Below are 17,700 nucleotides of genomic sequence, written 5' to 3' on the forward strand. Positions count from 1 at the left end.
CATTGGCCGGCGCGCTCCTGAGTGCGCCGGCCTTTGCCGATTCCGCCGGTAACGCCCTCAGCCTCGCTGCGCGGCCCGGCGAGACGGAAATGTATTACGTCGACAGCGAGCTGAAACCCGGCCCGCGCGTCTCGGCAAGCAACGACAATGCGATCCTGCGCGACCTGCGCCGCGCCGCGGAGGCATTCGATGCGGATTGGGGCGACCTCCCCCAATCGACCCTGAGCGAAGGCGAGGCCCTTCGGGCAGGCGACCGATCCGTCCGGGTGGCGCAGCTGCGCCAGCGTCTCGGCTTGTCCGCTGGGACCGGCTTCGATGCCGAACTGGCCGCACGGGTCCGCGATTATCGCAAGGCCCATGGTTTGCCGGCTGCTGCTGTCGTCGATGCAGACATGATCCGCGCGCTCAATCGCGGACACAGCTATTACAAGCGCAAGATCGATTTGAATATCGAACGGCTCGAGGCGATTCCCGCCGATCCGGGCGAGCGATACATCGTCGTCGATAGCGCGGCACAGATCCTGACGATGTACGAGGATGGCAAGCCGGTCGGCACCATGCGCGTGGTCGTCGGCAAGGAAACCGATCCCACGCCGATGATGGCCGGCCTGATCCGCTATTCCGAAGTGCGACCCTTCTGGAACGTCCCGCCCGACCTAGTGCGGCGGAATATCGCGCCGAAGGTGCTGGCCCAGGGCCTGCCCTATATCGAGCGCACCGGCTTCCAGCCCCTGTCGGACTGGACGGAAGAGGCCGAGCCGCTGGACCCGAAGAAGGTCGACTGGCAGGCCGTGGCCGATGGCGACTTCGATTTGCGCGTCCGGCAACTGCCCGGCCCCGGCAACGGCATGGGCGACATCAAGTTCATGTTCCCCAATCCGCTCGGAATCTACTTGCACGACACGCCGTCGCGCGAGCTGTTTACCGAGGACATGCGCGCATTCAGCGCAGGCTGCGTAAGGCTGCAGGACGCGCCGCGCCTCGCCCGGTGGCTACATGACGGGGAGAAACCAGGCGAAGGTAGCGACGAGGCATCCCTGATGGTGCCCCTGCCGAAGCCCGTGCCGGTCTTCATCACCTACCTGACCGCCGCGCCGGTCGACGGACGGATCGAATTTCGCGACGATTTCTACGGCCGCGACGCCCGGCTGATGTCGCGCGTCACGGCCGATTTCCTCGACTTCTAGACCGCCGCCCCCTCTGGATCAGTCGATTTCGACCGTTCCCACGAGCCGGCGCCCGTCCTCGCTGGGCAGCATTTCCACGTCGATCAGCTCCTCGCTTTGCTGCGGGGTAGCGAAGTTGCGGATAATCCGCACCGTCGCGGTCGACGGACCGTTCGGATTTCGCCGGTCGGCAGCGTAGGTGTCGAGCTCGATCCGGTACGTCCCGTCGGGCGCCTTGCGGATCATGAACTCTTCCGGGCCGTAACCCTGCGTCACGTCGTGCAGGTAACGCGCGCCCTCCTTCGAAGTGCGGTTGCTGTAGCCAATCTCCTGCCCGTCCGGCTGGCGGACCCACAGGTCCAGATCGGTGCGCGGCGTGTTCCATTGCACCACCACCCGCATGTCGAGCGGCAGGGCGGCGATGAACTTGTCGTCCAGCGCCACGCCGAGGTCCCGCCCGCCGAGCGCGACGATAATCGCGTTTGCCTCTGCCAGGGCATATTCGTTGACCCGGCCGTATTCGTCCGGCCAGCGCTTCATGCCCGCATCGACGAACAGTTGGAGCGATTTCTGCAGGTTGGCGCGATTGTTCATCGCCCGGCCGCGCTTGGCATAGGCGTCAGCCAGGGCAAGCAGCGGATGGGGCCGTTCGGCTTCGCGCTCGACCAGCTGTTCCAGCAGCCAGATCGCGCGATCCGGATCGCCATACCGCAGCAGGCGCTGGGCGACGATGAACAGCGTCTGGTTGTCGCGCGCCGGTAATTCGAGCGCAGCCTCTGCTGCACGCAAGGCTTCCTGCTTGCGCCCGTTCGACCAGTGCCACTCGGCCAGGTCGAGGTAGAATAGCGGCAGGTCCCCGTTTTCCTTCGCGGTGTCTGCCACCGCATCGGCCCAATTGTCGCCCGCAGCGTCCCAAGCCGCAATGTAAGGCCGGTCTGCGGCCCATTCCGCGGTTTCGATGGCGCCGTCTTCCGCGTATTCCACTCCATTTGCCGTGGCCTGGCGGAAACCGAACTCCGCCTCGGGTTCGGCGACGTCGACCGTGGTGACCCGCTCGACTGCGGACTGAGTGCGCGCACCGCCGGTCACGATGATGTTCGAGGCGTCCTGCGGCGGAGGCGGAGCGACCGGCGGCGGCGGTGCCATGCGCGCCGGTGGCGGCGGAGGGGGAGGCGGCGGCGCGGGCGGCGGGGGTGCCCGTCGTTCATCCATCGCCGCTTCCTCCACCATGGCGACAGGCACCGGCGGCGGCGGAACGCCCGGATTTCCCATGTCGGCGGGAGCCTTGCCGGTCTCCCACCACTCCTTGCGCTGTTCCCACATGGCGACGATGTTTTCGTAGAATGCCCGGTCGCGCCGCGCATCGAATTCCGCGCGCTGGCGCTTGATCGCGTCAAATTGCTGGCGGAGCGCCTTGGGATAGGTTTCGGGCGGCGTGAACCCGCTCTCGACATAATCTTCCGGCGTTTCGAGCACGATGAAGCTCACGCCCGGGGTCGCGACGGACCAGCGCCGCGCTTCCTCGGCCAATTCCTCGATGGTCATGGAATCGCGCACCGTCGCGAGCCGCTGAGCGGCCCAGAGCGCACCGGGCGCGGCAAAATTTGGCACCGCCATGCGGTTTACGGGGATCATGCGTCCGTTGACCTGCAGGCGGCCGTCGGTCGGCATCGGCCCGACCAGGCGATAGCGGCCTTCCCCGGCCGGCAGGCTGCGCGTTTCGATCGCCACTTTCTCTCCGTCAGTGACCAAGGGGATGGCGCTCGGCGACATCAACAGGTCGATCGCCTTGTCGTCGTTCACGGCGCTCAGGTCCAAAAAGGCCCCGCCCATACGCCGCGCCTCTGCCTCCAGCCACGGCTTGTCGGCCTCCCCGCCGGACGTCACGAAGCTCACGCGGCACGGCGTCCCGCCAAGCCCGCGACGCTGACCTATCGTGGCACGTCCGTCGGAGAAGACCACGCAGGTCCCGCTGGTGTCCCTGATCGGGGTCGCGAGGTACTCGTAGCTCGTCCCGCCGGCGTAGCGGACGGCTTTCAGCGTGTCGGCCACGTTGCGCGCATCGACTTCGATCGCCTCGTCGCCCCGGCTGTCGAACAACTGGATCGTGACCTTGCGCGCATCGAGGCGGCGGGCGAGGCGCTCTACCAATTCGGCTTCGCGCTTCAGCTCGTCGTCGAGCCGCGAGACCGAGCGGTCCCACATGATAACCAAGTTGTCGCGCCCGGCTTCCGGCGCGGGCGGCAAGTCGCCGGTAAGTTCGAAAAACTGACCCTCGCCAGGGTGCTGGCTCAGGGTCAGGCCGTCGGCTGGCTCTGCGGTGAAGCGGATGGTGCCTTCGACCTCGCCCGCTCCGGCGCGATAGACCCACGCGCCGCCATCCTGCGTCCAGGCAAAATCGCGGCCCGGCGCGCTGTCCACGCCGCGAACGCGCATCGTAATGGCACCCACCTGCCCGCTATCGAGCGGCAGGATGTATTCGCCGTTCGCATCGAGCGGACTGGAGAAACGGATCCGGATGGTGCGACCCTGCCGCGGGAAGATTGGATAGACCCGGCTTTCGAACCTGTCGGAGTAATCGACTTCGGCAAGGCCCGGATCGATCCGGCGGACGACCCTGCGTTCGAATGCCTCGCGGGCACGGTCGCGGCTCTGGAGGACGCCGTCGATCATTTCCCCGCCAACGTCGAGCGCATAGCCGGTGACGACGCTGCCTTCGGGCAGGGTCAGGCCGAATTCTCCCTCCAGCGTCTCGTTGCCGGGGTTCTCGAACCGCACGGTCATTTCGGTCATGGCGAGGCCGCCGCGGCGCGTCACCTCGATATCCAGCGAGGCGATCTGCAGCTGCTTGCTGTCCTCGCCCACGACCCCGTCGACGCGGGCGCTTAGCGCGGGTGAGGCGCGCTGGTCCTGTGCACTGGCCATGATCGGCAGGCTCCCCGCGATGGCCATCAGCGACACGAGCGATACGAAACGACGCATGGAACTCTCCCCTGTTCGGTTCCGCACTGAATTGGCGCGCGAAAATGAACCGGATGTGAAGATGATACAAAATATCATCAGGTGCAAGCCCGGCCCTGCAAAACTAGTCGGGCGAAGCGCTGTCACAGGGTTGTAATCTCTCACGGGAACGCCCATTGGCAAGCGCGCTGGACACAGGCTTCGCGGGCGGCCCGATGACGAACAACCATCCATTTCATGACGAGAACGGCGACAGCCTGCGCGAGGAGTGCGGCGTATTCGGCGTGATCGGTGCGGACGATGCGGCGGCCATCACCGCGCTCGGCCTTCACGCCCTGCAGCATCGCGGGCAGGAAGCGGTCGGCATCTGTTCGTACAACGGCAGCGAATTCACCGCGCGCCGCGGGCTCGGCCACGTGGCGGCCAACTTCTCCACCGAAGAAGCGATTGCCGAGCTGCCGGGCCACATGGCCGCCGGGCACGTACGCTACTCCACGACCGGCGGCTCCGGCTTGCGCAACGTGCAGCCGCTCTACGCCGAGCTTGCCAGCGGCGGTTTCGCGGTCAGCCACAACGGCAATATCTCGAACGCCATGACCTTGCGCCAGGAACTGGTGGAAAAGGGCGCGATCTTCCAGTCGACCAGCGACACCGAGGTGATCATCCACCTCGTCGCGACGAGCCGCTATCCGACCATGCTCGACCGCCTGATCGATGCGCTCCGGCTCGTCGAGGGCGCCTATGCGCTGGTCGTGATGACCCCGCGCGGCATGGCTGCCTGCCGCGATCCGCTCGGCATCAGGCCGCTTGTCATGGGCAGGATGGGCGACGCGGTGATCTTCGCCAGCGAAACCGTGGCGCTCGACGTCGTCGGCGCTGAATTCGAACGCGAGGTGGAGCCCGGCGAATTGCTCGAAATCGACTTCGACGGCACTATCCGCAGCCATCGCCCCTTCGGCAACCCCGCCCCGCGGCCCTGCATTTTCGAGCATGTCTATTTCAGCCGCCCCGACAGCTATTTCGCCGGCCAGTCGGTGTACGAAGCGCGCAAGGCCATCGGTGCGGAACTCGCACGGGAAAAGCCGGTGGAGGCGGATATCGTCGTGCCCGTACCCGACAGCGGCGTCCCGGCTGCCATCGGCTACGCGCAGGAAAGCGGCGTTCCGTTCGAACTCGGCATCATCCGCTCCCACTATGTCGGGCGGACCTTCATCCAGCCTTCGGACAGCGCCCGCAATGCCGGGGTGAAGCGCAAGCACAACGCCAACCGAGTGCTGGTGGAAGGCAAGCGCGTCGTGCTGATCGACGACAGTATCGTGCGCGGCACCACCAGCCTCAAGATCGTGCAGATGATGCGCGATGCAGGCGCGAAGGAAGTGCATTTCCGCGTCGCCAGCCCGCCGACCAACCACAGCTGTTTCTACGGCGTCGACACGCCCGAACGCTCGAAGCTCCTCGCCGCACGGATGGACGTGGATGCCATGTGCGAATTCATCCAGGCGGACAGCCTCGCTTTCGTGTCGATCGACGGGCTTTACCGCGCGGTGGGTCGCAAGGGGCGCGACAGCGGCTGCCCACAATATTGCGACGCGTGCTTCACCGGCGACTACCCGACCAGCCTGACCGACCTTGAGCGCAAGCGCGACGCGGACGACCAGCTCGGCCTGCCGATGGGCAAGGTGGCATGAGCGACGCTCTGGCAGGGCAAACCGCGCTCGTCACCGGTGCGAGCAAGGGGATCGGCGCCGCCATCGCCCGCGAACTGGGTGCGCGCGGCGCGCATGTAATCCTGACTGCGCGCAACGCAGCCGGCCTGGAAGAGGTCGAACAGGCCATTCACGATGCCGGCGGCAGTGCGACCATCGCGCCGCTCGACCTGTCCGAAAGCGATGGTGTCGCCCGCCTGGCGCAGGCCATTTCCGGACGGTGGGACACGCTCGATATTCTCGTCATTTGCGCAGCTTACCTGCCGAACCTGTCGCCCGTTACCCAGATCGACGGCAAGGAATTCAGCAAGGCGATGACGGTCAACGTGCTGGCCACGCAAAGCCTGCTCGCCGCGTTCGATCCGATGCTGAAGCGCAGCGGCAACGCCCGCGTCATCGGACTGACCAGCAGTGTCGGGGAGACCCCGCGTGCCTATTGGAGCGCGTACGGGGCCAGCAAGTCGGCATTCGACAATCTTCTCAGCGCCTATGGTGACGAAGTTGAGAAGATTTCGAAGGTGCGGGTGGCGACGATCGATCCCGGCGCAACGCGCACGGAAATGCGCGCCCGCGCCTATCCCGGCGAAGACCCGCAGACGGTGAAGCCACCGGAAACCGTGGCCGCCCACGTCGCGGATCTGCTCGAAAGCGATTTCGAAACCGGGCTGCGGCAAAGGGTTGATACGCCTTAACCCTCTTGGGAAACCTCCGTGTAACGGCGGTAGCACGATATTAAGCACGGTTGCCGGATCGCCCCGATCCTTTGTTGTTGTGGCAGCCGAAGCTTGAGGACAGCCGCCATGATGACGATCAGCTCCCCCGAACGTTACGAAATCGCCGCGCAGGAAGACCGCAGCGCGCCGCGCACGAAGCTCGCCATCCCCGCGCAGATGCGGGTAAGCGGCGGCCGCCGTTTCCAGACCGTGGTGCACGACCTGTCGCTGTCCGGTTTTTCCGCCACCTCGATCAATCGGATGGAGCCGGGATCGATGTGCTGGATGACCCTGCCGGGCCTCGAATCGCTGGCGGCTGAAGTGATCTGGTGGGAAGGCAACCTCGTCGGCTGCGCATTCCAGACGCTCCTCAGCCCGATCGTCCACGACAACATCCTGGCCCGCTATCGCGGCGACGGCGCTGCCCGCTGATCATTCGTCGATAACGCTCGCTGCGATGCGGGCGACGAGCTCGCCGCGCTTGCGCGCAAGGTCGCCGCTGGTGGCCGTCGGCCAATTGCCGACGATGGCGACGACAAGGTCGGCTTCCGGGACGATGGTGACCGACTGGCCAAAAATGCCCTGCGCGCCGAAGCTGCGCCCGTCGTAAGTCCACCACTGGTAGCCATAGCCGAAGCGATCTCCGTCCAACTTCACCGATGCCGCCCCGGCTTCGGCGAACCAGCCATCGGGCACCACGCCCTTCCCGCCTTCCAGCGCGAACTGGCCGAACCGCGCATAATCGGCGAGCGTCAGCGACAGGCAGCACCCGCCAATATTTCTCCCGGACAGGTCGACCATCCAGAACATCGGATCGGCGAAGCCTGCGGGCACCACGATCTTGTCATAGGCGTAATCCGCCAGCTTCCGCCCGGTGGCGTTCTCGACGATGATACCGAGCAGGTTGGTCTCGCCCGTCTTGTAGACGAACTTGGTGCCGGGAGGCGCCTCGCGCTCCAGCGTGCGCATGTAAGTAACGCTTTGGTCCTCACCTGGCTGCGGCGGGGTGGCGAGCATGCGCGCGACATCGCTGTTGGGATCGGTGTAGTTCTCGTTCCACTTCACGCCCGACGTCATCGTGGCGACCTGGCGCACGGTGACGGGATCGTATACGCTGCCGGCAAGCGCCGGCACGTATTTCGTGACCGGGTCGTCGAGACTGTCGATCGCCCCGTCGGCAATGGCCGCGCCGAGCAAGGTCGAGGTAAAGCTCTTGGCGACAGAGAAGCTGGTCCAGCGTGCGTCTGCGCCGAAATCCTCGGCTGAATTGGTGTAGCGCACGGCGTTGTCCTTCACGACCATGACGCCGACCGCCCCGCTCTCACGCATATATGCCGCGATGGCGTCCGAGACTTCGCGCGGCAGACCGTCGCCCGGAAGGAAGCGGTGGGGCTGCGGCGCGGGAGATACCTCCAGTCCCGCAAAATAGTCTTCCATGTGGGCGAAACGGTCGCGCCTTGTGGCATCGTCCCAGAACAGCACCTGCTGTTCGGCAATCGGGATTTCCTGCGACGGCTGGGTCAGTTGCACCGTGGGCGCATCTTGCGGCGCCAGGCAAGCCGAGCCGATCCCGCCACAGGGCATGGTGCACCCCGCCAAAGCTGCCGTTGCCAGCAAAGCCGCCCATGTCCTCATCGCCCTACTCCTCCTTGACCAGCGTCACCTGTGCCACAAAAATGCTGCCGCCGCGAAACCCGCCTTCGCAATACATCAGGTAAAAACGCCACAGGCGGGCGAAACGCTCGTCGAACCCGTCCGGAATGCGCCCTTCCTTCCATGCAGCGTCGAAATTGGCGCGCCAGATGGCCAGCGTTTCGGCGTAGTCGAGCGAGAATTCCTCGCGATCCCGCCATGCCAGGCCGTGCTCCCCGGCAAGCTGCCGGAACTCGCTTTCGCGCACCAGCATGCCGCCGGGAAAGATATAGGCCTGGATGAAGTCGGCGCTGGCGGCGTAGGCATCGAACAGATTGTCCTGCATGGCGATATACTGGATCGCGGCGCGCCCGCCCGGCTTCAGGTTGCGGGCGATGCAGGCGAACCATTCAGGCCAGAACTCGCGCCCGACCGCCTCCACCATCTCGACACTGACGATGCCGTCGAACTGGCCGGCGACATCGCGATAGTCCTGCTTGCGGAAATCGATCGATCCGTCGCGGTGCGCGCGCGCATAGGCGAGCTGTTCGTCCGACAGGCTGATCGCCGTCACCGCGCAGCCGCGCTCGCTCAGCGTCTGGGCCATCGCGCCCCATCCGCAGCCGATCTCCAGGACCGATCTGGCACCGCCGACCCGCTCCGCCATGCGCGCCATCTTGCGCTCCTGACCCAGCGCCAGACGTGCGGGGCCTCGCATCTCCACCGTGTCGAACAGGGCGGAGGAGTAGCTCATCGTCCGGTCGAGCCACGCGGCATAGAATTCATTGCCGAGATCGTAATGCGCATGGATGTTCTTCGCCGATCCGCCGCGCGTGTTGCGGTTCAGCCAGTGAAGCGCGCGGGCTGCCGCCCGCCAGGGTCCCTTGGCCCGCCCTGCATCGCCCAGCGTCCGCGCGTTCGCGCCGAAGTGGGCGAACACGGAAACCTCGTCCGGGCTGCTCCACTCGCCCGCTTCCCACGCCTGGTACCAGCCTTGGGAGCCTGCCGTGGCCAGGCGCAGCAGCCCGCGCCAGTCGTGCAGTGTCAGTTCGCAATCGATTCCCGGACCGCGCCCGCCCAGCATCCGGGTGGTGCCGTCGGGCAAGGTCGCGTGCATGGTGCCCGCCTCGATCCCCGCGTCGATCCGGTCGACGAGCCGGGCAAGCCCACCCGACCACGCGCGGGCCACAAGTCCCGGTTTGCTGGCAACGGGCCGGACCGCGCCGAGCAACCGGGCGCTTCCTTCTGGGGTTTCGGCGTTCATACGCGGCGGCTTATGGCGGCGCGGCGGGGAACGGACAAGCGGCGGCGCCGCATTGGCGCCCTCAATCCACGATCCGCTCGCCTTTCCAGTCGAATACGCCGCCGCTGTCGCCGGGACCGAGACTGCTGAGGACATCGAGCAAATGCCCTGCGCTCCGCTCCGGCGAGAACAGCTGCTTGTCCGGCACGTTACCTTGGAACGGCTGCGACAAGGAGGTGTCGACGGTGCCCGGGTGCAGGCCGACAACCACCGCTTCGGGCCGCGTCCGACCCAGCTCGATGGCGAAATTGCGGATCAGCATGTTGAGCGCCGCCTTGCTGGCGCGGTAACTGAGCCAACCGCCGATCCGATTGTCGCCGATTGAGCCCACCCGGGCGGACAGAGCGGCGAAGACGTGGCGCCCCTGCCGCGGGAATGTCGGCAAGACATGCTTCGCAATCAATGCGGGTCCGATGGTGTTGAGCGCGAGCAGCTCGGCCATCGCCGCGCCATCCAGCGCCCTCAGGCTCTTTTCGGGTCCTGTGCCATCCGGCAGCGTGAGCACGCCGCTCGCCACGATAACCAATTCGGGCGGCTCTCCGAACCCTGCAACCGCCGCCTCGATTGCGGCTTCGTCGGTCAGGTCGAAGGGAAAGGGAGAAACGCGCGGGTCGTCGAAAGCCAGCGGGTTTCGCGCACCCGCATGGACGCGCGTCGCCCCGCCATCGAGCAGCTGCTCGACCAGCGCGAGGCCGATCCCGCCGCTTGCCCCGAAAACGGCGGCGCTGGCGAAAGGCGATTTCGCATCTGTCATCGTGTTTCCAGACCCCTCGATCACCCTTGAAGTTCCCCGGCTTCGGCCTTGCCTGACCCCGCGGAATCGCTAGATAGGGCGCGTAGCGAAACAGGACCGGTCGACCATGGCAACCTTCACCCTTCCGAAGAACAGCAAGATCCGCAAGGATGGCAAGACCCATGCCGCGTCCGGCGGCGGCCGGGTGAAGAAGTTCAAGATCTATCGTTACGATCCCGACAGCGGCGAGAATCCGCGCTACGACACGTTCGAGATCAACCTCGACGAATGCGGGCCGATGGTCCTCGACGCGCTGTTCAAGATCAAGAACGAGATCGATCCGACGCTGACCTTCCGCCGGTCGTGCCGCGAGGGGATCTGCGGTTCCTGCGCCATGAACATGAACGGCAAGAACGGCCTCGCCTGCACCAGCGCGATCGAGGATGTGAAAGGCGAGTTGCGCATCACCCCGCTGCCGCACATGGACGTGATCAAGGACCTCGTGCCCGATTTCACGCATTTTTACGCGCAATATGCAAGCATCCGTCCCTGGCTGCAGACGGTCAGCCCCACGCCTTCCGGCAAGGAACGGCTGCAGTCGCCCGAACAGCGCGAACAGCTGGACGGCCTGTACGAATGCATCCTGTGCGCCTGCTGCTCGACTGCGTGCCCCAGCTATTGGTGGAATTCCGACAAGTTCCTCGGCCCGGCAATCCTGCTGCAGGCCTACCGCTGGCTCGCCGATAGCCGCGACGAGATGACGGGCGAACGGCTAGACGATCTGGAAGACCCGTTCCGCCTCTACCGCTGCCACACGATCATGAACTGCGCGAATGTCTGCCCGAAAGGCCTCAGCCCGGCCAAGGCGATCGCCGAAACCAAGAAGATGATGGCCGAACGGCAAATCTGACCTTGGCGTTCGATCACCTGCCGTTCGATTACGAGCCGATCCCGGGCGAGGACGGCTGGCGCGGCTGGAACCTGCATGACGAAACCCGCTACAACGCAGCGGTGCTCGGCGAAATGCGCGTGCGGCGAGAGGGCGATTCCTGCCGCCTGCGCATGTTCCCGGAGCGACGCCACACCAACCTGCAGGACGTGGTCCACGGTGCGACCACGCTCGGCCTCATCGACATCGCCCTGTTCGCCGCCATGCACGTCCTTGGCAAAGGCGAAGCGGGGCCTTCGGTCACGCTTGAACTTTCCACGCAGTTCGTCGGTGCCGGCGACCCGGAGCGGCCGCTCGACGCGGTGACGGAGATCGTGCGGGAAACCGGCCGCCTCGCCTTCTGCCGCGGGCAAGTGGTGCAGGACGATGATGTCGTCGCCAGCTTCAGCGGTATCATCCGCAAGATGAATTCGCGCAAATGACCGGCATGCTGGCGCGATACGATGCGCTGGTCGGCGCAGGCGAGTTGCGCGCCGATCCGGATCAGCGCGGCGCGGCCGAAAGGCTGGATGAATTGCAAGGCGAACTCGAGGCGACCTCGCGCAAGCGCGGCTTCATCGGGAAGCTGTTCGGCGGCGATGCGCCGGCCCGGCCACGCGGCGTCTACATGTGGGGCGGCGTGGGGCGCGGCAAGTCCATGCTGATGGACCTGTTCGTCGAAACGCTCGACATCGAGCGCAAGCGCCGCGTGCACTTCCACGCCTTCATGCTGGAAGTCGACCAGCTGATCCGCGAAGAGCGCAAGCGGGAAAGCGGCGATCCCATCGCCCCGGTGGCGGCGAAGCTGGCACAGGATGTCCGCCTGCTCGCCTTCGACGAGATGGTGGTGAACAACACCGCCGACGCCGCGATCATGAGCCGGCTGTTCACCGCCCTGATCCGCGACGAGAACGTCGTCGTCGTCACGACCAGCAACAGGCCGCCGCGGGACCTCTACAAGGACGGGCTCAACCGTTCGCTTTTCCTGCCGTTCATCGATCTGGTCCAGGCCGAGCTCGACGTCGTCCCGCTCAACGGACCGGTCGACTACCGGCTGGAGCGGCTGGGCGGACTCGACAGCTGGCACACCCCTCTCGGCGAGGAAGCGACTGCCCAAGTGCGCGAGGCATTCTTCCGCCTGACCGACTACGCACCCGAAGATGCCGAGAACGTACCGTCGGGGAAGATCGATCTGGGCGGCGGCAGGACGCTGTTCGTGCCGAAGGCTTTCAAGGGCGTCGGCGTTTTCAGTTTCAAGCGGCTGTGCGGCGAAAACCGCGGCGCGGCGGATTATCTCGCGCTCGCCCACGCCTTCCACACGGTCATCGTGGTCGGGATTCCCAAGATGGGCCCGGACAACCGGAACGAGGCGATCCGCTTCACCAAGCTTGTCGACGCACTGTACGAAAACCGGGTGAAGCTGTTCGCCACGGCAGAGACCGAGCCGGAAGACCTGTACACGGCGGGCGACGGCGCGTTCGAATTCGACCGCACCGTCAGCCGGCTAAAGGAAATGCAGAGCGAAGCCTACATGGCCGCCGGCCACGGCGCGCAGTAGGAACGCGGATCAGGCGGCGTTGGCGAGCTTGGCCTGCGCGTTGGCGAGCCGGCTCATCACCTTCAGGTCCTGTTCGCGAAGCTGCAGCGCCGCGTCGGCCCACAGCTCCGTGATCCGCTTCAGCTCTTCCAGCGGCAGCGGCTGCGACAGCCGCATCGCACGGCGCGCATTGACCAGCCCGGCGTGGCGACGCGCGGACTTGGCGATGAAGTCCTGCACGGCGGCCCGCCCCTCGCCCGGTTCCGCGATGCGGTGGACGATGCCGAGGTCGTACATCTGCTGCGCCGTGTAAGTCTCGTTCGACACGATGATCCGTTCCGCCATCGCGCTGCCGAGCTTGCGGCTGAGGATGGCGTGTGCGCCCATGCCCGGAAAAAGTCCGAACAGCACTTCGGGCAGGCCGAACGTCGCATCACGCTCGGCGATTATGTGATCGAAGCTCAGCAAGGCTTCGAAGCCGCCGCCAAGCGCAGCGCCTTCTACCAGGCCGATCGTGAGCATCGGCAGGTCCAGCGACAGGTGATTGCGGTGGAGGATTTCCACGCAGGCATAGCCGTAATCGACCAGCCCTTCGCGATTGTTGGCGCGGATCAGGCTCTGGAACAGTTCCAGGTCGCCGCCGAAGCAGAAAACCCCCGGCGCCCGGCTGCCCAGCACCAGGAAACGCAGCGGAACCTTGTTCGGCCCGAAATTCGCGCGGATCAGCCGCTGCCAGTCGTTGAAATCGTTGAGCATCGGCGGGGTGAAGCTGGGCCGGCCGCTGGGACGCATGTAGGTCCACAGCGTTTCGCTCTCGTCCTCGTACATGGTTTCGAGTTCGCGCAGTTCGAACAGCTTCGGGTCGATCCGCAGCCGCCGTTTCGACTGCTCGACCAGTCTTTCGCGCATCTGTGAAAGGCCGATGGTGGCCTCTTCCATGTGCTCGCCGATCCCTGTTTCCGACCTGTCGACCTGTCTTTCGACCCTGTCCATAATGCCCCCCGTTGCGACCTCTTCGCCCATGGGTGCCGGGCGAATGAACGAAAATTACGCACCGGTCCGGATGCTTGGCAAGCAATATTCGCGGTTAACGGGGCGAACCGAATCGCAATTGCGCTCAGCCGCGACGAAGTCGCAGCAAGATGTACGCAATCGAGACACTGGAAAAACCGACCGCCGCCATCGCGAAAAGATGCGGAGATACTGTGCCCCATCCCAGATCCTTCAGGAATATGCCATGGCAGATGAAGACCATGTGCTGGAGCGGGTCGATCCGGGCGACGACGGCCAGCCAGTCGGGCATGTTATCGACCGGGCTGACGTAGCCCGACAAGAGGATCAGCGGCACGATCACAAGGAAACCGCCAAGGAACGCCTGCTGCTGGTTATCGGCCAGGACCGAGACGATCATCCCGATGCTCGCGATCGAGAACGCGAAGATCACGATGCCCAGGGCAAGCAATGCGAAGCTGCCAGTGAAGGGAACGTCGAAGAAGACCGGGATCAGGATGGCGTAAGTCACCGCGTTGACCAGCCCGACAAGGAAAGCCGGCACCATCTTGCCGAGCAGCAATTGCAGCGGCGTCAGCGGCAAGACGATCAGCTGGCCGATGGTGCCGAATTCCCGCTCTCGCGCGAAGGACTGGATCGATACCGACAGCACGAGCACGGTCGTGATCACCGCGATCATTCCCGGCAGGGTGAACCAGCGATAATCGAGATTCCGGTTGAACCAGCTGACGCTTTCGAGGCGCGGGCCGGCGCGGGGCTGGATCGGCTGCACTTCTGCGCCTGCCCGCCTCACAATGCGGTCGAAATAGCCGGCGGTCACCCGCGCGGCATTGATCCGCCGCCCGTCGTACAAGGCCATGACCTGCGCCGGACGCCCCGCAGCCACATCGGCCGAGAGATCGGGCGGCAAGGCGATCCCGGCGAGGATTTCGCGCCGCTCGATCCCGCGATTGAGCGCTGCGACATCGGGATAATAGCGGATCTCGTCCACCGCGTTCGCGCCCTGGAGCCCGGCGAGCACCTGCTCCGCCGCGCGGCCGTTGTCGCGGTTGACCACCCCGATATCGATGTTCGTCACTTCCAGCGTGGTGGCCATGCCGAACAGGAACAGCTGGATCAGCGGCGAGCTGACGAGCGTCGTCCGCGCGCGCTTGTCGAGCAGCACCACGCGCAGTTCCTTGACCGCCATCGCGAGCCACTGGACCAGCCACTGCCTCACGCGATGGTCCGCCGGATAGCCTTCATGGAACGCCACAGGAAGAACGCGCCGAAGCCGGCCATGATCGCGATGTTCGGCAGGAACAGCGGCCAGATATCACCCGCCAAGAACACCGATTGCAGCGACGGGATGAGGTAGCGCGCCGGCACGATGTAGGTGAGCCACTGCACAGCTGCCGGCATCGAATCGATTTCGAACAGGAAGCCGGACAGCAGCAGCGATGGCAGGAAGCCCGACAGCAGGGCGAACTGGGTCGAGACGAACTGGCTCTTGGTCGCGGCCGAGATCAGCAAGCCCTGCCCCAGCACGGCGGCAAGGAAGCTTGCCGCGATAAGGAACAGCGCGAAGACCGAGCCTTCGAACGGCAAGCCATAGCCATACACCGCCATCGCAACGCACAATCCGGTACTTGCAAGGCCGAGCACGAAATACGGCAGCACCTTGTTGTAAACGAGCGCACCTGTCGACAGCGGCGTCGCCAGCAGGCCCTCCATTGTCTTGCGCTCGTATTCCCGGGCCATCACCAGCGCCGTAAGCAGCGTCCCGATCATCGCCATGACGATGGCGATCGCGCCGGGCACCAGCATGAAACGGCTTTCGAGGCCGGGGTTGTAGCGGAAGTGATCGATCAGCCCGATCGCCTGCACGACCTCGCCGTCCCGGTCCTTCAACCGTTGGCTGGTCCAGCTGTCGAGCGCGCCGCGCATGTGTCCGTCGAGGAAACGCGCTGTGTTGGGCTGCGACCCGTCGGTCACGAGCTGGACCGGGCCGGCCCCGGCTTGCCGCCCGAAGCCTTCGGGAATGACGAGGATGCCGCGCAGCCGCCCGGCGACAAGACCGTCGGCCTGCGATCCTACCGACAGCCCTTCCGTCACGGCGAAATAGCGGCTGGCTTCGAGCGATTGGACGAACGATCGCGACGCGGGCGTCCGGTCGAGATCGACAACCCCCGTTGCGGTGTCCTCGGTATCCAGCGAGATGGCGCTGCCAAACAGCATCATCAGCAGCAACGGCAGGACCACGACGAGCCCGAAAGTCGACGGGTCGCGCCAGATCTGCGCCCATTCCTTTGCCTGGATGGCCGCGCCGGGGCTCACGCGGCAAGTTCCCCGGCCTGCCGCTGGCGCTGGACGAGATCGATGAACGCTTCCTCCAGCGTGACCGGCCGGCCCGCGATGCGCCCGACATCGCCCTTCATCATTTCCGGCGTGCCCTGCGCGATGACTTCGCCCGCGCTGATAAACAGCAGGCGGTCGCAATTCTCCGCCTCTTCCATGAAATGCGTCGTGACGACGACCGCAGTGCCGCGCGCGGCGATGGCGTTGATGTGGTACCAGAATTCGCGCCGCACCACCGGATCGACGCCGGAGGACGGCTCGTCGAGGAACAGCACCGGCGGAGTGTTGAGGAGCGCGGCACCGAAGGCGAGCCGCTGCCTCTGGCCGAATGGCATTGTTTCCGCCGCGCGCGGCATCAGCTCCTCCAGCCCCAGCGCATCGACGATCCACGCGATGGCATCCTCGCGCGCTGCGCGACCCATGCCGTACGCGCCGGCCACGAAGCGCAAGTTCGCCGCCACGCTCAGGTCGCCGTAGAGCGAGAACCGCTGCGGCATGAAGCCGAGTGCCTTGCGCGCCGCGCTGGACGCGGTGCGGAGCGACTTGCCGGCCACGGTGGCAGTCCCGCCGGTTGCCGGCACCAGCCCGCAGAGCATCCCGAAGGTCGTCGACTTGCCCGCGCCGTTGGGCCCGAGCAGGCCGAAAATCTCCCCGCGCCGGACCGTGAAGCCGACATCGTGGACTGCCGTGAATTCGCCGTAGGTCTTGGTGAGACCCAGCGCGCTGACCACCGTTTCGTCCTGCGTCCGTTCTGGAAAGCGGGCGGCAAGTTTGCTGGCCCCGAACACCGTGCCATCGTCGAGCAGCCGGGCGAAGCCATCGCTGATCGTGGCCGTTGCGCTGTCGGGCACGGGTTCGCGGTGCAGCACCCTCACCTGCTCGCGCTCGATCCGGGCTTCGAGCACATCGGGATCGCGCTCGATCATACCTAGGAGCGCGCGCTTTCCCTGCGCGGGAAGCGGCCGCGTCTCCACCCTGCCTGCCCCGAATTGCGCGAGCTCCTCCGGGGTCCCTTCGAAACGCAGGCGTCCTTCGTGCAGAACCGCGACAAAATCGCATTCACGCGCCTCGTCTAGCACCGTGGTGGTCCACACGATGGTGCTGCCCGGCGCCGCCAGTTCGCGCGTCAGCGTCAGGATCTCGCCCCGCGAAACGGGATCGACCCCGACCGACGGTTCGTCCAGCAGCAGGAGCGGCGGGCGAGCCACGAGGGCGCAGGCGAGCGCCAGTTTCTGCCGCATGCCGCCGGACAGCCGCCCGACGAGGCGTTTGCGAAACTCCGACAGTCCGGTGCGGCGATAGATCGTCTCGATGCGGTCGCTTTCGGCTTCCAGGTCGACGCCGCGCAGCTCGGCATAAAGCGCAAGATTACGCTCAACCGGCAAGTCGTCGTAAAGCGCCCCGCCCTGCGGAAGGTACCCGATCCGTCCCCTGTCGAGCGCCGCCACGGGTTCGCCGAAAACTTCCACCGCTCCGGCATCCGGCTCCACCAGTCCGGCAAGCAGGCGCAGCACGGTGGATTTGCCCGCCGCATCGGGTCCGATGAGGGCAAGCCGCCGCCCGGCCACGAGCGCCAGTGACAGGTCCGACAAGGCCTGCACCGGAGCACCCTTCTTGCGCGCCGCCGCGAAGCTTTTCGAAACACCTTGCAGCCTGAAGGCCGCCGGCATCGC

The 17,700-nt window shown here is 65.7% G+C and carries 15 protein-coding genes; 7 read left to right on the forward strand and 8 right to left on the reverse strand.

Annotated features, from left to right (window positions below; translation table 11 throughout):
• The first annotated feature begins 2 nt into the window (after positions 1 to 2).
• Positions 3 to 1,187, forward strand: a complete 1,185-nt coding sequence (locus VCJ71_RS03585) for a L,D-transpeptidase family protein (protein WP_324639157.1) — start codon at positions 3 to 5, stop codon at positions 1,185 to 1,187.
• 18 nt (positions 1,188 to 1,205) lie between these two features.
• Here VCJ71_RS03585 and VCJ71_RS03590 read toward each other — a convergent pair whose 3' ends face one another.
• Positions 1,206 to 4,148, reverse strand: coding sequence for a VIT domain-containing protein (locus VCJ71_RS03590; RefSeq protein WP_324639159.1), 2,943 nt, complete (start codon positions 4,146 to 4,148; stop codon positions 1,206 to 1,208).
• A 194-nt stretch (positions 4,149 to 4,342) separates the two neighbouring features.
• On the opposite strand from VCJ71_RS03590, the gene purF reads away from it, so the two are divergent.
• From purF to VCJ71_RS03605, 3 genes are all read left to right on the forward strand, one after another.
• Positions 4,343 to 5,815, forward strand: coding sequence for an amidophosphoribosyltransferase (gene purF, locus VCJ71_RS03595; protein WP_324639160.1), 1,473 nt, complete (start codon positions 4,343 to 4,345; stop codon positions 5,813 to 5,815).
• The gene (locus VCJ71_RS03600) at positions 5,812 to 6,525 is read left to right on the forward strand and encodes an SDR family NAD(P)-dependent oxidoreductase (RefSeq protein ID WP_324639161.1); all 714 of its coding nucleotides are present in this window, start codon (positions 5,812 to 5,814) and stop codon (positions 6,523 to 6,525) included. Before purF ends, VCJ71_RS03600 begins: the two co-directional genes overlap by 4 nt.
• Positions 6,526 to 6,636: 111 nt before the next feature.
• Complete coding sequence (locus tag VCJ71_RS03605) at positions 6,637 to 6,978, forward strand: PilZ domain-containing protein (protein ID WP_324640863.1); 342 nt, start codon at positions 6,637 to 6,639, stop codon at positions 6,976 to 6,978.
• On the opposite strand, the gene VCJ71_RS03610 is transcribed toward VCJ71_RS03605, so the two are convergent.
• From VCJ71_RS03610 to VCJ71_RS03620, 3 genes are all read right to left on the reverse strand, one after another.
• Complete coding sequence (locus VCJ71_RS03610; RefSeq protein ID WP_324639163.1) at positions 6,979 to 8,076, reverse strand: serine hydrolase domain-containing protein; 1,098 nt, start codon at positions 8,074 to 8,076, stop codon at positions 6,979 to 6,981. It abuts the gene before it with no gap.
• Between the two features lie 109 nt (positions 8,077 to 8,185).
• A complete protein-coding gene (locus tag VCJ71_RS03615; protein ID WP_324639164.1) occupies positions 8,186 to 9,442 on the reverse strand; it encodes a cyclopropane-fatty-acyl-phospholipid synthase family protein in 1,257 nt (418 codons plus the stop codon).
• 61 nt (positions 9,443 to 9,503) lie between these two features.
• Positions 9,504 to 10,235: an SDR family NAD(P)-dependent oxidoreductase gene (locus VCJ71_RS03620; protein ID WP_324639165.1), complete on the reverse strand. Its 732-nt coding sequence runs from the start codon at positions 10,233 to 10,235 to the stop codon at positions 9,504 to 9,506.
• A gap of 106 nt (positions 10,236 to 10,341) precedes the next feature.
• On the opposite strand from VCJ71_RS03620, the gene VCJ71_RS03625 reads away from it, so the two are divergent.
• Genes VCJ71_RS03625 through zapE form a run of 3 tightly spaced genes read left to right on the forward strand, consistent with a single transcriptional unit; the run spans position 10,342 to position 12,700 of the window.
• Positions 10,342 to 11,124 carry a succinate dehydrogenase iron-sulfur subunit gene (locus VCJ71_RS03625; RefSeq protein ID WP_290135291.1) on the forward strand — a complete coding sequence of 261 codons (783 nt, stop codon included), beginning with the start codon at positions 10,342 to 10,344 and terminating at the stop codon, positions 11,122 to 11,124.
• 2 nt (positions 11,125 to 11,126) lie between these two features.
• Positions 11,127 to 11,585, forward strand: a complete 459-nt coding sequence (locus VCJ71_RS03630) for a PaaI family thioesterase (protein ID WP_324639167.1) — start codon at positions 11,127 to 11,129, stop codon at positions 11,583 to 11,585.
• Positions 11,582 to 12,700, forward strand: coding sequence for a cell division protein ZapE (gene zapE / locus VCJ71_RS03635; RefSeq protein WP_324639169.1), 1,119 nt, complete (start codon positions 11,582 to 11,584; stop codon positions 12,698 to 12,700). Before VCJ71_RS03630 ends, zapE begins: the two co-directional genes overlap by 4 nt.
• Positions 12,701 to 12,709: 9 nt before the next feature.
• On the opposite strand, the gene VCJ71_RS03640 is transcribed toward zapE, so the two are convergent.
• The 4 genes from VCJ71_RS03640 to VCJ71_RS03655 all read right to left on the reverse strand — a co-directional run bounded on the left by VCJ71_RS03640 (position 12,710) and on the right by VCJ71_RS03655 (position 17,697).
• On the reverse strand, positions 12,710 to 13,672 hold the full coding sequence (locus tag VCJ71_RS03640) for a crotonase/enoyl-CoA hydratase family protein (protein WP_324639171.1): 963 nt from the start codon (positions 13,670 to 13,672) through the stop codon (positions 12,710 to 12,712).
• 124 nt (positions 13,673 to 13,796) lie between these two features.
• On the reverse strand, positions 13,797 to 14,945 hold the full coding sequence (locus VCJ71_RS03645) for an ABC transporter permease (RefSeq protein ID WP_324639172.1): 1,149 nt from the start codon (positions 14,943 to 14,945) through the stop codon (positions 13,797 to 13,799).
• Complete coding sequence (locus VCJ71_RS03650) at positions 14,906 to 16,006, reverse strand: ABC transporter permease (RefSeq protein WP_324639174.1); 1,101 nt, start codon at positions 16,004 to 16,006, stop codon at positions 14,906 to 14,908. The genes VCJ71_RS03645 and VCJ71_RS03650 overlap by 40 nt, the downstream gene beginning before the upstream one ends.
• Complete coding sequence (locus VCJ71_RS03655) at positions 16,003 to 17,697, reverse strand: ATP-binding cassette domain-containing protein (RefSeq protein WP_324639176.1); 1,695 nt, start codon at positions 17,695 to 17,697, stop codon at positions 16,003 to 16,005. Before VCJ71_RS03655 ends, VCJ71_RS03650 begins: the two co-directional genes overlap by 4 nt.
• Positions 17,698 to 17,700 lie beyond the last annotated feature (3 nt).

Source organism: Pseudoblastomonas aquimaris, assembly GCF_035481675.1.
Classification (GTDB): domain Bacteria; phylum Pseudomonadota; class Alphaproteobacteria; order Sphingomonadales; family Sphingomonadaceae; genus Alteriqipengyuania_B.

Coding starts and splice junctions, on each gene's coding strand:
- VCJ71_RS03590 (WP_324639159.1), bottom strand. CDS start 4,148: ATGCGTCGTTTCGTATCGCTCGTGTCGCTGATGGCCATCGCGGGGAGC.
- purF (WP_324639160.1), top strand. CDS start 4,343: ATGACGAACAACCATCCATTTCATGACGAGAACGGCGACAGCCTGCGC.
- VCJ71_RS03600 (WP_324639161.1), top strand. CDS start 5,812: ATGAGCGACGCTCTGGCAGGGCAAACCGCGCTCGTCACCGGTGCGAGC.
- VCJ71_RS03605 (WP_324640863.1), top strand. CDS start 6,637: ATGACGATCAGCTCCCCCGAACGTTACGAAATCGCCGCGCAGGAAGAC.
- VCJ71_RS03615 (WP_324639164.1), bottom strand. CDS start 9,442: ATGAACGCCGAAACCCCAGAAGGAAGCGCCCGGTTGCTCGGCGCGGTC.
- VCJ71_RS03620 (WP_324639165.1), bottom strand. CDS start 10,235: ATGACAGATGCGAAATCGCCTTTCGCCAGCGCCGCCGTTTTCGGGGCA.
- VCJ71_RS03625 (WP_290135291.1), top strand. CDS start 10,342: ATGGCAACCTTCACCCTTCCGAAGAACAGCAAGATCCGCAAGGATGGC.
- zapE (WP_324639169.1), top strand. CDS start 11,582: ATGACCGGCATGCTGGCGCGATACGATGCGCTGGTCGGCGCAGGCGAG.
- VCJ71_RS03640 (WP_324639171.1), bottom strand. CDS start 13,672: ATGGACAGGGTCGAAAGACAGGTCGACAGGTCGGAAACAGGGATCGGC.
- VCJ71_RS03655 (WP_324639176.1), bottom strand. CDS start 17,697: ATGCCGGCGGCCTTCAGGCTGCAAGGTGTTTCGAAAAGCTTCGCGGCG.